Origin of the sequence: Winogradskyella vincentii (genome assembly GCF_020166345.1) — a bacterium.
In the GTDB taxonomy this organism is placed as follows: domain Bacteria; phylum Bacteroidota; class Bacteroidia; order Flavobacteriales; family Flavobacteriaceae; genus Winogradskyella; species Winogradskyella vincentii.
In genome coordinates this window covers 483,607-500,147 of record NZ_JAIUJS010000002.1, presented here as the reverse complement: position 1 = coordinate 500,147, position 16,541 = coordinate 483,607, and the positions used below count along the sequence as shown (strand labels likewise).

Below are 16,541 nucleotides of genomic sequence, written 5' to 3'. Positions count from 1 at the left end.
ACGTTGTCGTTTCAAAAAATTTCTTCAAAAATACAACATTTAACAAATATAAATATGGTTTTACTATATTTATCACAAACAGAAAATCATAAAATTATGAAGCTATTTTTTTTAACTACATATAATTCCAAATCTTTAATTTTTTGTTTATTAATTACTTGTTTTTTCTACAGTTCTTCAATTGCCCAAAACACTTTAGATAGTAAAAGTAGTTTTTGGGAAAATGTTCAATTTGGAGGTGGAATTGGAATTAATTTTGGCGATGGGTATTTTAGTGGTGCTTTGGCACCTAATGCCTTGTATAGATTAAGCCCATATGTCTCTACAGGTGTTGGTCTAAATTTTCAATATAGTTCTCAAAAAGATTTGTTTAAATCCACAGTAGTTGGTGGTAGTGTTATTGGTCTATTTACTCCTGCAAGAACCGTGCAGCTTTCTACCGAGTTTGAACAGTTGTATGTTAATAGAGATTTTGATCAAAATTTTGTTGGTAATGCAGATGATAGTTATTGGTATCCTGCATTATTCTTAGGTGTTGGATATACAAGTGGACGAATGACTTTTGGTATTAGATATGACGTCTTGTACGATGATGATAAAAGTATACAGCCAGAAGCTTGGATGCCTTTTGTTAGATTTTGGTTTTAATTATAATGGCAAAACTGTTTTTCCTTCTTTTAAATCTTGAGCCAAGGTTTTTAAAGTAGTTTCCTTTAATTTTTGCATTAAAAATTGCTTTTCCTTATAGGCTAAGTCATGTAAAGAACATGGATTACTGGCATTACATTCGCTAAGGCTTAGCAAACAGGAACTAATTCTATCATCTCCCTCAACTGCTTCTATCAAATCATGAACATTTCCTTTTAGGTTATTGTCGCTTAAATAAAAGCCGCCTTTTGGACCTCTTTTTGAAGATACAAGATTCTTTCTTGATAAATCTTGTAAAATTTTGGCAATATAAGCCATCGGAACATTTATAGGATTAGCAATATCTTTAATCATTATTTTATTAGACTCATCCGAGTAAGCCGCCAAATATAAAACGGCTTTTATCGCATATTTTACTGTATTCGAAAACATATATTATCCACTAATTCTATAACTACAAATATAAAAAAGACTTTTTTGTCTTAAATATGATATTTATCATATTATAATCTCATTCTCCAATCTAAATTTGCTTTCTATTAAATGTATATAAAATGAGAACACTAACAAAAATCCTGGTCCTGGTTTTATCACTAACGCTTTTCTGTTGCGGTGGTAATGATAAAAAAGAAGACGTATCATATGGTAAAAAGGAGCCTGCAAAAACCGTAAGTAAAGTCCCTGCCTCTCAAAGGGTTGAATTATCTAACAAAGGGGCTGGATCAATAACCAAAGTAGATTTACCACTTGTGGTAGATGATGAATTAGCAGCACATGGTAAAGAGGTTTACGATAAAATGTGTACTGCTTGTCATAAGGCCGAAAAGAAATTTATTGGCCCTTCACCAAAAGGAATCTTAGAACGACGTTCACCAGAATGGGTAATGAATATGATTTTAAATCCTGAAAAGATGGTTAAAGAAGATCAGTTAGCAAGAGATCTACTTATGGAATTTAATGGTTCGCCAATGGCAAATCAAAATTTGACGCAAGAAGAAGCAAGAGCTGTTCTAGAATACTTTAGAACACTTTAAAAATACTAACTCTAAATTCAAACCAATGAAAACAACAATTAAATCACTATTAATAATTGTGGTTTTTGGATGCTTTATAGGCTGTAATAATTCAGCAAAATCATCCGAAAACTCAACAAATGAAACCTCAGCAAATGAAGCCTCAAGTGAAAAAACTGGACAAGCTTTTATTGAGGATAAAGGAGGCACACCAAATGCATTACAATTAGCTATTCAATCTGAAGACCATACAACTTTAGTAACGGCAGTACAGGCAGCAGGTGTGGAAAACGCATTAGTAAATGTTGGTCCTTTAACTGTATTTGCTCCTAACAATGCGGCATTCGCCAAAATTGATGAAGCCACATTAAATGATCTTCTAAAACCAGAAAATAAAGGCACATTAGCTTTTATCCTTACTAATCATGTTGCACCAAGCAACTATCCTATTGATATGCTAAAAAAGAATGCTGAAAAAGGCCGTAAACTATATATGGCATCAGGGAAGTATTTAGAAGTTACCGAAAAAGATGGTGAGCTTTTTGTGGATGGTGTCAAAATATTAGGAACTGTAAATGTAAGTAATGGCTGGGTACATGTTACCGAAGATGTCATTCTACCGAAAGATTAAAAAATCAACTATTTAAAATAAAATTATATGAACAAAATAGGTAAATATGTATTGGGTATTGCTGCACTTATCTTTATGACAAATTGTGGTAATAACAATAGCAATAGTAATTCTGGCGCTATGTCTTCGAGCAAGGCTGAAAAAGTTTATGTTGCGCCGGGTGAACATGATGAGTACTATGCTTTCTTCTCAGGAGGTTATAGTGGTAATATTACTGTAGCTGGTCTACCTAGTGGACGTATGCTTAAGGAAATTCCTGTATTCTCGCAATTCCCAACCTCAGGATATGGCTATTCTGAAGAAACCAAAGCGATGTTAAATACATCTTTTGGTTTTGTGCCTTGGGGAGACGCTCACCATCCTGATATTTCGCAAACAAACGGTGAATTGGATGGCCGTTGGATTTTTATAAATGAAAACAACACGCCACGTATTGCTCGTGTAAGTTTAGCAACATTTGAAACTGAGGAAATAATTGAGTTACCAAATAGTGCTGGTAACCACGCTTCTTCATTCGTTACTGAAAACACAGAATACATTGTAGCAGGTACACGTTTCGCAGTGCCAAATCCTCAACGGGATATGCCAATTAGTGACATGAAAGGAGAATTTAAAGGACCTCTTTCTTTTGTTAGTATAGCAGAAAACGGTAGAATGAACTTAGAGTTTCAGTTAAATATGCCAGGTTTCAATTATGACTTAGCACATCCTGGCAGAAATAAATCTCATGGTTGGTTCTTCTTTACAAGTTATAATACCGAAGAAGCAAACACTTTGATGGAAGTTAATGCATCACAAAATGACAAAGATTATGTTGCTGCAGTAAACTGGAAAAAAATTGTTGACTACGTTAAAAACGGTGGTGGTAAAAAAGCACCTGGAACTTATGCTCATAATGTATATGATGATAAAACACATATGGCTACTTCTACCATGAAAGAAGGTGTCACTATGGTAGATCCGAGAGAAGTTGAAGGTGCAGTTTTTTATATCCCGATACCTAAGTCGCCTCATGGCTGTGATGTTGATCCTTCAGGTCAATTTATTATTGGTAGCGGTAAATTATCTACAGATTTAAGTGTTTATGATTTTGATAAAATGATAACAGCTATTGAAAACAAAGATTTTGTGGATGATTCTTACGGTATCCCAGTATTGTCTTATGAAAATACGCTTGCAGGTGTCGTAACTCAACCTGGTTTAGGACCTCTACATACTGAGTTTGATGGCCAGGGTAATGCATATACTACATTCTTTATTTCTTCTGAAGTTGTTAAGTGGAGTTTAGAAACTTTTGAAGTATTAGACAGACAACCAACGTTTTATTCAGTTGGTCACCTAATGATACCAGGTGGTAACTCTCGTAAGCCATTTGGCAAGTACTTAGTGGCTATGAACAAAATAACTAAAGACCGTTATTTACCAACTGGTCCAGAACTAGAGCACTCTGCACAATTGTATGATATCTCAGGAGATAAGATGGAATTATTATCTGATTTCCCAACTCATGGTGAACCTCACTATGCAGCAGGTATACGCGCAGATGTTATTAAGGATAAGAGTAAAAAATATTATGAGCTTTCTGAAAATGAACATCCATATGCAGCTAAGAGTGAAGCAGAAGCTAAAGTTACTCGAAATGGAAACGAGGTTCATATTAATATGACAACCATTAGAAGCCACTTTGCACCTGATAATATTGAAGGAATCAAAGTCGGTGATAAAGTTTACTTCCATATTACTAACCTAGAGCAAGATTTTGATGTACCTCATGGATTCTCAATAATTGGCGCCAATACATCCGAAATTTTAGTGATGCCAGGACAAACCAAATCTATAGTTTGGGAACCAAAACGTGAAGGAGTATGGCCATTCTATTGTACGGATTTCTGTTCTGCACTACACCAAGAGATGCAAGGATATGTACGAGTATCTGGGAAAAATTCTAATGTTCCCCTAAAATATACGTTAGATGAATAAAAGGGTTAAATAGTTTTAGTGTTTAGATGTTATTTAACTCATAGGGCGAGTGACAAGCTCGCCCTTTTTATCTTTTAAAATACAATAAAATGAAATCAGCAAGTATTATTATGATTGTTGGCTCAGCACTTCTATTGGGTTTATTTATATTCCCATTATGGAGTATTAGTCTTGAAGCACCTCAATATCCAAGTGGTATAGGAATGAATATCCATCTTGATGGTCTTCAAGGAAAAGAAAAACACGATTTACAAAATATCGATGGACTTAACCATTACATTGGTATGCGGAAATTACCAAAACCAGAAGAAATGTGGGAGTTTAGCGTATTTCCAAAAGTAGTTGGAGGAATGGCGCTCTTAGGAATTTTTATTGGCTTATTAGGTTTGTTCAAAGGTATATCACCAAACTGGTTTTTAACTTGGTTAATAATAATGTGTGTTTTAGGTATTTTAGGTATGTACGATTTTAATGCCTGGATGGTAGATTATGGTACAAACCTCGATCCTAAAGCGATAATGAAAATGACTGACGCAGATGGTAATCCTTTGAGTTATAAACCACCATTGTTTGGCACTAAGCACATCTTAAATTTTGTCGCCCACTCGTATCCACATACAGGTGCCTATATGATGGGATTTGGTATGTTCTTAACATTTATAGCTTATATTGTAGGCAATAAAAAAAGAAAAACTAATCAGGCATGAAGCGTTTGTGGCTTATTATATTATTTCTTGTAATTCTCAGTTGTAGTACTAATCCACAACCTATAAATTACGGTAGTGATATGTGTAATTACTGCCAAATGACAATTGTTACTAAAACACATGCTGCTCAAATGGTGACGGATAAAGGTAAACAGTACAAGTTTGACGCTATTGAATGTATGATTCGTTTTTTAGACGACAAGCAAAATTTAATATCCAAAAGCAATCTCCTAATTACAGATTATAATGCTCCTGGTACTATGACAAATGCCAAAACAGCTAACTATGTTATATGTGAGGAAATTTCAAGTCCTATGGGTGCAAACTTGACTGGTTTTGCAACAAAAAGTAACGTTAAGGAGCTAATAAATAGTTCATCCGCTGAATTCTACGACTGGGATGGTATTTTTAAAAAACTCAATTAGCGGAGTACCATGAAAATACGTTTTAGTATTATAATATTTATCATCACTACCTACTTCGCAACTGCAGAAACCAAAACAGTATGTGAAGCAGGTTGTGATTTTAACTCTATTCAAACTGCAGTAGATAGCTCTGAAAGTGGAGATAAGATTTTTATTAAAGCAGGTATTTACAATGAGTCTAACATTGTCATATATAAAAAATCACTTCATATTTCTGGTGAAAATGGAACGATAATCGATACTGAAAACAATGGCTATGGCTTTTCTGTAGAAGCTACTGACATCGTAATAAAAAATCTTACAATTAAGAATATCAAAATAAGTTACACTAAAGAATATGCTGGTATTTTGTTGTTTAAATCTTACGACTTTGTTATCGAAAATATCACAGTAGATAATGCCTTTTTTGGGTTTTTAATTCAAAAATCTAAAGATGGAATAGTTAAAAACAATATTATTTCTGGTCAAGGAAAAGCTGAAGCAGATTCGGGTAATGCCATTCATTTATGGCACTGCGAAAATGTAAAAATCACTAACAATGATGTTCGCAGAATGCGTGATGGTATCTATTTAGAATTTGGTAATAGTAGTTATATAGCCAACAACTACTCTACAGAAAACATGCGCTATGGTCTACATTTTATGTTTTCTAATGACAATACTTATGAGAAGAACATTTTTGAGGCTAATGGTGCTGGTGTAGCCGTAATGTTTTCTAAACGTATCAAGATGTTTAATAATACATTTAAGAGAAACTGGGGAACTGCTTCATATGGGATTCTTCTCAAAGAAATCAACGATGCCGAATTAAAGCACAACGTTTTTGAAGATAATACGATAGGAATTAATGCAGACGGCACAAACCGTATCACTTATTTTGAAAATACCTTTAAAAACAATGGATATGCCATAAAAGTTCATGGTGCATGTTATGATAATATATACTCCAGAAATAACTTTCTTTACAATTCCTTCGATTTATCATATTCTGGTAAATTAAATAGCAACAAATTTGAAAATAATTATTGGAGCAACTATACAGGTTATGATTTGAACAAAGATAATATTGGCGACACACCATATAGACCCGTGAAATTGTTTTCATACTTGGTAAATCGCACACCTGAAAGTATTGTTCTATTAAGGAGTTTATTTATAGACATTATTGATTTTTCTGAAAAAGTTTCCCCTGTCTTTACACCAGAAAACCTTATAGACAACCAACCGTTAATGACCCAAGTAGAATGGTAGAGATTAAAGATTTACATAAGTCGTTTAGCAAAAACAATGTTCTAAATGGTGTAGACCTCAATATTAATAAAGGTGGGATATTCGCCGTACTAGGGCCAAACGGCTCTGGTAAGACCACAATTATCAAATCCATCTTAGGTATGGTAATCCCTAACAAAGGAAGCATCAAAGTATTTGATTCTGACATAAAAAAGAGCTCCGATTACAGGCATAAAATAGATTACATGCCTCAAATTGCTAATTTCCCAAGCAACCTAAAAGTTATTGAGTTAATAAAAATGATTAAGGATCTAAGGGGTGCAACGGATAAAGATCAAATGCTAATTGAAACCTTTAAACTTGAACCATTTTTAAACAAAAAACTAGGAACATTATCAGGTGGCACTAAACAAAAAGTAAATATAGTTCTCACCTTTATGTTTGACAGTCCAATTATAATTTTAGATGAGCCTACAACAGGTTTAGACCCGATCTCATTAATACGCTTAAAGGAACTTATTGCTACCGAAAAACAAAAAGGAAAAGCCATTTTAATAACTTCTCATATTATGAGTTTTGTTGAAGAAGTGGCGGATGAAATTGTATTTATACTAGAAGGGAAAATTTATTTCAGAGGAAGCATCAAAGCTCTCCAAGAAAAAACAAAAGAAAAAGATTTTGAGCATGCCATTGCTAACATATTAATTGAAAACCATGCTTAAAATTTTAAAATATAGTTTTTACGACTTAATGCGCAGTAGCTGGAGCTATGTATACTTAGGCTTCTATTTACTCTTAGGTATAGTACTTCTATTTCTTAATAACGACTTATCAAAAGCCGTCATAACCTTAATGAATGTTATTATCGTTTTAGTACCATTAATAGGCACCATATTTGGGGTTATGTACTATTATAATTCCAAAGAGTTTACGGAGCTTTTGTTAGCACAACCCTTAAAACGTTCCTCAATATTTCTAGGGCAATATCTAGGAGTTGCAATTTCCTTATCCATGAGTTTAATTATCGGTTTAGGCCTACCATTTATTGCATATGGATTATTTAAGTCTAGTGCTATTTGGGACTTCTCATTATTGTTAATAGTTGGTGTATTCTTAACCTTTATTTTTAGTGCATTGGCATTTAATATAGCACTATCCCATGAAAATAAAATTAAAGGTTTTGGTTATGCTATCCTCATGTGGTTATTTCTAGCCATTATCTATGATGGCCTTTTTTTAATGTCACTTATAATTTTTGAAGATTATCCTTTAGATAAGGTGTCACTCATTGGCACTATGCTCAACCCAATTGATTTATCAAGAACACTTATACTATTAAAGCTAGATATATCTGCCTTATTAGGATATACCGGAGCCGTTTTTAAACAGTTCTTTGGTACAAGTTTCGGGCTCATTATTTCATTTGTAATGTTATTGGTTTGGGTAATATTGCCAGTTTTTAGAATAGTATTTAAGTCTAGGAAAAAGGATTTTTAATTAATTATTAGCTTTAAACTATACTATATTATGAATTCAAAACATTTATTATTTGCCCTTTTTCTCATCTTTGCTCTTGGTTGTATAAACGAAAGTAAAAGTGCTGATTCGCAACCAATAAAATTAGAAGGATTAACACTCAACAACAACGAAAAATGGGTTGCAAATGAAGAGACACATGTAGGTATGACTCGGATAGATTCTATACTTAACAATATCCCAAAACTTGATGGTAAAGTATTAGGTAATGCACTTTCTAATGAAACCAGCTATATTATTAAGAGTTGTGATATGAAAGGCATAGCACATGATCAATTACATATTGTATTAGTCCCTATTCTAGAAAAAATATCCGAAATAAAGGATACTGAAAACACTGATAATCTTAATTCTAAAATCAACCACCTGAAGTCACTAGTATCAACTTATTTTAATTACTTCAAAACTTAAATCAACTGATAAATATCAGGTTATTTAAGACAATTTAGTCCGAAATTAGCGCCATGCTAATCCGGTTTATTCATAAAGCCACAGCGCTAATATTAACTTTAGTTTTAATGGCCAATAACATCAATACTATTGTTGTTGTTACTGATTTTGTGATCAATCAAGACTTAATTGCCAAAACTCTTTGTATTCAAAAAGAAGAACAAAAAGGTTGTAACGGTAAATGCCAATTAAACAAACAATTAAAAGAAGCAAATAACCAAGGGGAAAACCAACCTTTACAAATTAAAAACAGAATAGAATTATCATATTTTATTCTTACCAAAAAAGAATCTTCCATAATTTCAAAAAATTACTTCATTGATTACACAAAGAATAAATTCATTCATCATCAAGACGTAATACCACTTGAAATTATTCGTAAAATTTTACATCCTCCTAAGGCATTTGCATAACATATCTTTTTAATAACCGAATAGAAATTTTAATTCAATTCGGAGCTTTCACTTATGACATAAATCAACAAAAAAGTAGTTATGTATTTACAAAACACATTACTTAATAGGGCTGTCATGACCCTTATGCTTGTATTTTTATCTATTGCAACTTATGCACAAAATAAAATAGATGTACAACTTCTTGACATTACAAATTCATCGCCAATTGTAGGTGCAACTTTTAAATATAGTAACCAGAATGGTATAACTGACAACAAAGGTAATTTCAGTTTTAATTATGAAAAAGGGCAAACCTTATACCTGTCTCATATCAACTATAGTGAATGGTCGTTGGATGATGCCGAAGTACTTAATCTAAAATCTGAAAAAACAATTTACAAGGCGCCTGTATCTATAAATCTTCAACCAGTTACTGTAATTTCTTTAAGATCTAAGAAAAACCCAAGTGAGGATGTAGAATTAGAATACAGGGATCAACTAGCACATGATGCCGCTGCTATACTCAACAAAAATCCATCAATAAATAGTATCGTAAAAGGAGGTGCTTATGGATTTGACCCTGTTTTTAGAGGCTATAAATATGATCAGCTTAATGTAGTACTAAATGGTGCTCAAAGTGCAACTGCGGCCTGTCCTAACCGAATGGATCCACCGACAAGTCAAATGGCTCCAAATATGTTAAATCGCATAGAAATTCTCAAAGGACCATATGTTCTAAGATATGGCACTGGATTTGGCGCTACAATAAATTTTATTCCTGAACCATTAAATTTCACAGAAAAAAATGACATCTATGGAAGAGTGTCTAGTGGTTATGACGGAAATGGAAATATCTTAAGAAATGAAGGGCTTGTTGGCCTTAGTGGCAAAACACATGATGTCACATTTTTTAGTTCTTGGTCTCAAGGTGAGAATTACACAACAGGCAACGATGATGAGGTTGTCGCAGGTTTTAATCGAGGAAGTTTCGGAACTAATTTAGGAATTAAATTAAACGAAACTCAGCAACTAAGATTATCAGCTGTTTATAATATTGCTAGAGATGCTGATTTTGCAGCCTTACCAATGGATTTAAGAAAGGATGATACGTGGCTATTTAATTTAAGACATGATGTATCTTTTAATAAAAAACATTTAAGCTCTTTGAATACCACCGCTTTTGCATCCTTTGTTGATCATTTAATGGATAATTTAATGAAACCACTAGATCCTAGAATGCTTAACGCTCAAACAAATGCAACAACTTATAACTTTGGAGGGAGATCTGAAGGTATTTGGTATTTTGACAATTCAAAACTATTTGCTGGAGCAGATTTTAGAAAAGAAGGTGCAGACGGAACTAGAGATCGAGAGTTTCTTATGGGTCCAAATGCTGGAAACACTATTAGTGATAATGTGTGGTTAAATAGTAATATTACAAAAACAAGTCTTTTTGCAGAATATCAGTTCAACATCAATAAAACAAAGGCCGTATTATCTTCTAGATTAGAATTTAACAGTGGAGAAATAAATAATCTTGCCGAAGAATTTGAAGAGGTTAATGACGCTACCAATATTACACAATTTAACCCTAGCTTTAGTTTTGGCTTAACAAGAAAATTAGGTACAAATGCTTCGTTAGGACTATGGGTTGCAAGAGCACAACGCAGTGGAGGTCTTACAGAAAGGTATATAAATTATTTTCCAGTCGGACAAGATCCATATGAACTAGTTGGTAATCCACAACTAAATCCAGAGATAAATAATCAGATAGATATTACATTCAATTGGCAAGATAAAACTACAATTGTAAATGTAGATTTGTTTGCAGGATACCTTCAGGATTTTATTTCATCTTACATTGACCCAAATCTTACACCAAGATTACCTATGAGTCCTGGTGTGAGACGATTTACTAATATAAAAGATGCCTTTAAAACAGGTTTTGAAATTAATTGGCAACAAGAAATACTTGAAAATCTTGAACACCAAGCAGGAATAGCCTACACCTATGCTGAAGACCTAGAGCGCGATGAGCCCTTACCTGAAATTGCACCTTTAGATTTTAGATATACGCTATCGGGAAATTACCTCAAAGGAAAATTATTCCCTGAACTAACTTTTAGATACGTTTTAGAGCAATCTCGTATTTCATCAGAATTTGGTGAAACGGAGACACCTGCGTTTTCAAAGTTAGATTTTAGAGTTGCCTATCAATTTTCAAAATCTGGCAAACTAACGGGCGGAATTAATAATCTATTTGATGAATACTACTATGAACATTTAAGCAGATCTGTTAGAGGTGAAAATCTCGCAATTTATGCACCTGGCAGAAATGCGTATGTATCAGTAAACTTTATGTTTTAAAATCTGTATTTAAAAAACAACAATTATAAAGGTTGTGTTGAATTTTAAATTATAAAATTTGACACAACTTTTTTTATAATTAATTTTAACTTGTGCTTGCTTAAAATTTTAATTCTTTATGAAGTATTTAATTAAACTCTTATGTCTTTCCGTTTGTATAACTGTTTTTACTTGCGGTGAAAGTAAAAAATCTAATGGTGTTAGTTATGGCAAATCTGATGCCGAGAAGGTGCCAGCGTCAGAACGTGTAGATTTAAAAAACAAAGGTGTTGGATCCATAACATCTGTAGATTTACCGTTAGTAGTTGATGAAGAATTAGCCAAAACGGGCGAGGAAATATATGGCAAATTATGTATTGCCTGCCATATGGTTGATAAAAAATTCATTGGGCCAGCTCCAAAAGGAATTTTAGAGCGTAGATCACCAGAATGGGTAATGAATATGATATTAAACCCAGAAAAAATGGTTAAAGAAGATCCATTGGCTAAAGATCTTTTAGCAGAATACAACGGTTCTCCAATGGTAAGTCAAAATGTAACTAAGGACGAAGCTAGAGCAATATTAGAATATTTTAGAACTCTCTAACTTTTAGCTCTATACCATACTTTCTGCCATTCTCTTTGAAGAATTAAAAAAGTAACATTTTCAGATAGGTTTACGATATCTTCAGTATCTAGTTGACGTATTTTATTCTCAGAAACGTCTACTTGGTATAGCAGATTTAAATAATCTGAAAACTTGTTTTGTATGAGATGATAAACCGTTTCTTGTAATAACAACTTTAAACTAGTTGGCAAAGTATCTATATTAAACTCTAAATCTATATTGGCCAGCAGTAAGTCTTTATTGAGCTGAATAATTAATTTCTTGTAAAGTTTTAATGCCTCAGCCTCTTCAATTAAATCATCAAATGTTTTCGGTAGACTCATTAAACACGTCTATTCAATAGTTGTTCACCAAACAATTGCAACACTTGTTTTTTGTCTTCAGAAATATTTAGAGTTTCAAGTACCTTGAATGCCTCATCCGTAAATTCTCTGACCGCTTCTTGGGTAGCACTAGAAGCACCTGAATCAGTGAATAAATCTTTAATAGATTTTACTTTAAGGTCATCTGAGATCTCATCATTATTAATAGTTTTTAATAATAAGTCTTGATGTAAATCAGAACCTAATTCTAGTGTTTTTAGATATAAATACGTTTTCTTGTTTTCAAGAATATCACCACCAACCTGCTTCCCAAATGTTTCCGGATTACCAAAAGCATCCAAATAATCATCCTGTAATTGAAATGCAATACCCAAATACCTTCCAAAATCATAAATAGATTGCTGATCCGTTTGAGACGCTCCAGCTACAATAGCCCCCATTTTCATCGCAGCACCAACCAAAACAGCTGTCTTATACTCAATCATTTTTAAGTATTCAGGAATAGTTACGTCGTTTCTCGTTTCAAAATCGATATCATATTGTTGCCCTTCACAAACCTCAAGAGCCGTTTTACTGAATAGTTTTGCAAGGGATTGAAATTTTTGAGACTCGTAATTCTCAAATAATTGATAGGCCAATATCAACATAGCATCACCAGACAAAATTCCAGTGTTTAAATCCCACTTTTCATGAACCGTTTGCTTTCCTCTTCTCAAAGGTGCATCATCCATTATATCATCATGAATTAATGAAAAATTATGAAATACCTCAACAGATAATGCGGCATCTAATGCCAAATTAGCTTCAGTACCAAATACTTCTGCAGTCATTAGAGTTAGGACTGGTCTAAGACGTTTTCCGCCAAGTTTAAGAATATAGTTTATTGGCTCATAGAGGTTGTTCGGCTCTTTGTCAACAGCATATTTATTTAAATAATCAATGAATAATTTCTGGTAGGATTCAATCTTTTGCATAACGCAAAAATAAAACTTTCATCATGGTTTAAGCTAATGTTAACGATGTTAAATTATTATTAAAACTTTGGAAACTTTTTTTGTTTTTAAAGTTTCCTAGCCTAAATTTGCCAATTCAATTATGAGAGAAAAAATTATACATAAGGCTTCAGAATTATTTCTGACCCTAGGTTTTAAAAGTGTAACAATGGACGATATAGCCAATGCTTTGGGTATATCCAAAAAAACCATTTATGTGCATTTTAACAATAAAACCAAACTGGTAGAGGCAGTAACATTTACACTATTTGAAAATATATGCGACGGGATAGATTGTATTTGTTTAGATGCAAACAACCCAATTGAAGAGCTGTACGATATAAAAATGTTTGTGATGCAACATTTAAAAAATGAACAAGCTTCACCAATATTTCAATTAAAGAAATATTACCCAAACATTCACGATGCATTAAAAACAAGACAATTTGAAAAAATGCACGAATCCGTTTCCGAAAGTCTTACAAAAGGAATTGAAACAAAATTGTTTAGGCCAAATATTGATGTTGACTTTATTGCAAGGCTCTACTTTAACGGTATGACAGGTATTAAGGATGAAGCTATATTTCCGCGCAACAAATTCTCGATGGAATATTTAATTGAAAACTTCTTGGAGTACCATCTAAGAGCAATTGTTACCGAAAAAGGATTTACAATTTTAAATACGTTTATTACTAAAAATCAATCATAAAATTAGAATGAAACATTTATCAATACTAATATTTTTATTGCTATTTAGTTTAGGCTTTAGTCAGGAATATCCTGAAAGACTAAGCTTACAAGAAGCTATTGATTATGCTTTAGAAAACAATAGAACGGCAAAAAATGCTACCAGAGATATTGAAGTTGCCGAAAAACAGAAATGGGAAACCATTGCTACCGGATTACCTCAACTCGATGCAAGTATTAATTATCAAAACTTCTTAAAACAACAGGTCTCAGTAATACCTGCTGAATTCTTTGGTGGCAATCCTGGAGAATTTGCAGAAGTAATCTTTGGTACAAAACAAAATGCTACAGCAACAGCAACATTAAATCAACTGATATTTGATGGATCTTATATTGTAGGATTGCAGTCTACAAAGGTTTTTTTAGAAATTTCTAAAAATGCAAAAGCCAAAACAGATTTAGAAGTTAGGGAAGCTGTAATTAATGCCTATGGAAATGTTCTTGTGTCAATTGAAGGCGTTAAAATAATAGAGAAAAATATTTCTGTTATTCAAGATAATTTAGATGAGACAACCAAGATTTACGAAAACGGTCTTGAGGAACAAGAAAGTGTTGAACAACTTCAGATAACACTTTCTAACCTTCAAAGTGATTATGACAATCTAAAGCGATTAGAAGTAATTGCATATCAAATGCTCAACATTACTTTAGGTATAGAATATAGTGCTCCCTTAGAACTTACAGATACCTTAGAATCATTGGCTTTCCAAAATTTAGCTAATGAAACAATTAATGCAGAAAGTGATGTTACTGTGACACTTGACTATCAAATTGCAGACAACGACAAAAGATCTAAAGAGCTACTAGTAAAGCTTGAACAAAGTAAAGCATTGCCAAGGTTAAGTGGTTTTATAAATGGAGGGTACAATACATTCGCAGATGACTTTGTGTTTCTAGACAACAATACAGAGTGGTTCGGTTTTTCATTATTAGGTTTAAATCTAGACATTCCCATTTTCAGTTCGGGAATGCGAGGTGCCGCTACACAAAGGGCAAAAATTAATTTAGAAAAAGCCAAGGATGACCTTACGGAGGTTGAACAACTCCTTAAACTTCAAATAGCAACTGCAAAAAGCAAATACCAGTTTGCAACAGAAGACTATTTTAATAAAAAGAGAAACTTAGATTTAGCTGAGCGTATCGCTCAAAAAAATGAGACCAAGTTCTTTGAGGGCATTGGATCAAGTTTTGAATTAAGACAAGCACAAACTCAACTTTATAGTGCGCAGCAACAATTGCTTCAAACTATGCTAGATGTAATAAATGCTAAAGCAGAATTAGAAACGATAACAAACACACCGAGCAAATACTAAAAATTCATCATGAAAAAAATACTAAACATTATAATAATCAGCTCACTAGTCTTGGCCTGTTCTAGCGGACACAAAGAACAGAGCATTGAAGATATAGTGGCAACAAAAGATATTAAAACCATTCAGACAAAGAAAGATGAATTGGTAAATGAGCAACTAATTATTGCTCAAAAAATAAAGCAATTAGATGAGCAACTTAAGGAATTAAGCCCAGATAGAAACATCCCACTAATTACTACAATCACAACAAAAGCTGAAGAATTTAAGCACTATTTAGAGCTTCAAGGTAGTGTAGAAACAAAGAAAAATGTTGTGATTACCCCAGAAATGCCAGGGATATTAACAAAGGTTTATGTGAAAGAAGGCGATAGAGTTGTTAAAGGGCAATTATTAGCTAAAATTGATGATGGAGGCTTAAGTCAACAAATAGCTTCCCTTCAAATTCAAGCAGATTTAGCTAAAACCACTTTCGACAGACAAAGTAGATTATGGGACCAGAAAATTGGAAGTGAAATACAATATCTACAGGCAAAATCTACATACGAAAGCGCTGTTGAATCTGTTAATCAATTAAAACAACAATTAGCAAAATCTAATGTAAGAGCACCATTTACTGGAGTTGTGGATGATGTTATTACAGAACAGGGTAATGTAGTGGCAGCAGGACAGACACAATTGATTAGAATTGTTAATCTAGATGACATGTACATACAAACTGATGTCCCAGAAAGTTATATCACCAGTATCGTTGATGGTAAAGAAGTTGAAGTTATGTTTCCTGTTTTAGGAAAAACTTTAAAATCTTCGATAAGACAAACAGGTAATTTTATCAATCCTGCAAACAGGACTTTTAAGGTAGAAATAGCCGTGCCTAATAAAAACAAAACTATAAAACCGAACCTTACTGCAAGATTGAAAATTAATGATTACACAAGTGATAAGGCTATTTTAATTCCTCAAAGTATTATATCTGAAAATGCTTCTGGAGAACAATATGTATATGTATTAAAAGAAAAGGTAGAGAATAAAGCTGTAGCCAATCAAGTAGTTATTACAACTGGTAAAACTCAAGGAGATAAAATTGAAGTTTTATCAGGGCTTAACGAAAATGACGAACTCATTGTAGAAGGAGCAAGAAGTGTAAAAAACAAACAAACTGTTAAGATTAAAAATTAAC

19 protein-coding genes are annotated in these 16,541 nt (G+C 32.9%); 16 read left to right on the top strand and 3 right to left on the bottom strand.

All coding sequences use genetic code 11. The annotated features are described in order from the left end of the window. The first annotated feature begins 96 nt into the window (after positions 1–96). Complete coding sequence (locus tag LBV24_RS05415; protein ID WP_224477569.1) at positions 97–648, top strand: alpha-ketoglutarate decarboxylase; 552 nt, start codon at positions 97–99, stop codon at positions 646–648. Here LBV24_RS05415 and LBV24_RS05410 read toward each other — a convergent pair whose 3' ends face one another. After that, positions 649–1,080 carry an RrF2 family transcriptional regulator gene (locus tag LBV24_RS05410; RefSeq protein ID WP_224477568.1) on the bottom strand — a complete coding sequence of 144 codons (432 nt, stop codon included), beginning with the start codon at positions 1,078–1,080 and terminating at the stop codon, positions 649–651. A gap of 122 nt (positions 1,081–1,202) precedes the next feature. Here LBV24_RS05410 and LBV24_RS05405 point away from each other — a divergent pair, with 122 nt between their 5' ends. From LBV24_RS05405 to LBV24_RS05350, 12 genes are all read left to right on the top strand, one after another. Then, complete coding sequence (locus LBV24_RS05405; protein ID WP_224477567.1) at positions 1,203–1,682, top strand: c-type cytochrome; 480 nt, start codon at positions 1,203–1,205, stop codon at positions 1,680–1,682. Between the two features lie 25 nt (positions 1,683–1,707). Further along, complete coding sequence (locus LBV24_RS05400) at positions 1,708–2,292, top strand: fasciclin domain-containing protein (protein ID WP_224477566.1); 585 nt, start codon at positions 1,708–1,710, stop codon at positions 2,290–2,292. 27 nt (positions 2,293–2,319) lie between these two features. Then, on the top strand, positions 2,320–4,272 hold the full coding sequence (gene nosZ / locus LBV24_RS05395) for a Sec-dependent nitrous-oxide reductase (RefSeq protein ID WP_224477565.1): 1,953 nt from the start codon (positions 2,320–2,322) through the stop codon (positions 4,270–4,272). An 89-nt stretch (positions 4,273–4,361) separates the two neighbouring features. Beyond that, positions 4,362–4,979 carry a hypothetical protein gene (locus LBV24_RS05390; protein ID WP_224477564.1) on the top strand — a complete coding sequence of 206 codons (618 nt, stop codon included), beginning with the start codon at positions 4,362–4,364 and terminating at the stop codon, positions 4,977–4,979. Further along, positions 4,976–5,404 carry a nitrous oxide reductase accessory protein NosL gene (locus LBV24_RS05385; protein ID WP_224477563.1) on the top strand — a complete coding sequence of 143 codons (429 nt, stop codon included), beginning with the start codon at positions 4,976–4,978 and terminating at the stop codon, positions 5,402–5,404. Before LBV24_RS05390 ends, LBV24_RS05385 begins: the two co-directional genes overlap by 4 nt. 9 nt (positions 5,405–5,413) lie before the next feature. Next, complete coding sequence (locus LBV24_RS05380) at positions 5,414–6,655, top strand: nitrous oxide reductase family maturation protein NosD (RefSeq protein ID WP_224477562.1); 1,242 nt, start codon at positions 5,414–5,416, stop codon at positions 6,653–6,655. Beyond that, positions 6,649–7,356 carry an ABC transporter ATP-binding protein gene (locus tag LBV24_RS05375; RefSeq protein WP_224477561.1) on the top strand — a complete coding sequence of 236 codons (708 nt, stop codon included), beginning with the start codon at positions 6,649–6,651 and terminating at the stop codon, positions 7,354–7,356. The genes LBV24_RS05380 and LBV24_RS05375 overlap by 7 nt, the downstream gene beginning before the upstream one ends. Continuing rightward, positions 7,349–8,131 (top strand): ABC transporter permease, encoded by a 783-nt coding sequence (locus LBV24_RS05370; protein WP_224477560.1) that lies wholly within the window; start codon positions 7,349–7,351, stop codon positions 8,129–8,131. Before LBV24_RS05375 ends, LBV24_RS05370 begins: the two co-directional genes overlap by 8 nt. A gap of 30 nt (positions 8,132–8,161) precedes the next feature. Continuing rightward, complete coding sequence (locus LBV24_RS05365; RefSeq protein ID WP_224477559.1) at positions 8,162–8,581, top strand: hypothetical protein; 420 nt, start codon at positions 8,162–8,164, stop codon at positions 8,579–8,581. 107 nt (positions 8,582–8,688) lie between these two features. Continuing rightward, complete coding sequence (locus LBV24_RS05360) at positions 8,689–9,033, top strand: hypothetical protein (RefSeq protein ID WP_224477558.1); 345 nt, start codon at positions 8,689–8,691, stop codon at positions 9,031–9,033. A gap of 81 nt (positions 9,034–9,114) precedes the next feature. Continuing rightward, positions 9,115–11,382, top strand: a complete 2,268-nt coding sequence (locus LBV24_RS05355) for a TonB-dependent receptor domain-containing protein (protein WP_224477557.1) — start codon at positions 9,115–9,117, stop codon at positions 11,380–11,382. A 118-nt stretch (positions 11,383–11,500) separates the two neighbouring features. Next, a complete protein-coding gene (locus LBV24_RS05350; RefSeq protein WP_224477556.1) occupies positions 11,501–11,968 on the top strand; it encodes a c-type cytochrome in 468 nt (155 codons plus the stop codon). On the opposite strand, the gene LBV24_RS05345 is transcribed toward LBV24_RS05350, so the two are convergent. Continuing rightward, a complete protein-coding gene (locus LBV24_RS05345; RefSeq protein WP_224477555.1) occupies positions 11,965–12,312 on the bottom strand; it encodes a hypothetical protein in 348 nt (115 codons plus the stop codon). The genes LBV24_RS05350 and LBV24_RS05345 overlap by 4 nt on opposite strands. After that, a complete protein-coding gene (locus LBV24_RS05340) occupies positions 12,312–13,286 on the bottom strand; it encodes a polyprenyl synthetase family protein (RefSeq protein WP_224477554.1) in 975 nt (324 codons plus the stop codon). The genes LBV24_RS05345 and LBV24_RS05340 overlap by 1 nt, the downstream gene beginning before the upstream one ends. Positions 13,287–13,407: 121 nt before the next feature. Between LBV24_RS05340 and LBV24_RS05335 the strand changes: the two genes are divergently transcribed. The 3 genes from LBV24_RS05335 to LBV24_RS05325 are packed head-to-tail and all read left to right on the top strand — an operon-like array spanning position 13,408 to position 16,540. Next, on the top strand, positions 13,408–14,013 hold the full coding sequence (locus LBV24_RS05335) for a TetR/AcrR family transcriptional regulator (protein ID WP_224477553.1): 606 nt from the start codon (positions 13,408–13,410) through the stop codon (positions 14,011–14,013). Positions 14,014–14,020: 7 nt separating this feature from the next. Further along, on the top strand, positions 14,021–15,364 hold the full coding sequence (locus tag LBV24_RS05330; protein ID WP_224477552.1) for a TolC family protein: 1,344 nt from the start codon (positions 14,021–14,023) through the stop codon (positions 15,362–15,364). A gap of 9 nt (positions 15,365–15,373) precedes the next feature. Then, the gene (locus LBV24_RS05325; RefSeq protein WP_224477551.1) at positions 15,374–16,540 is read left to right on the top strand and encodes an efflux RND transporter periplasmic adaptor subunit; all 1,167 of its coding nucleotides are present in this window, start codon (positions 15,374–15,376) and stop codon (positions 16,538–16,540) included. The last annotated feature ends 1 nt before the right edge of the window (position 16,541 follow it).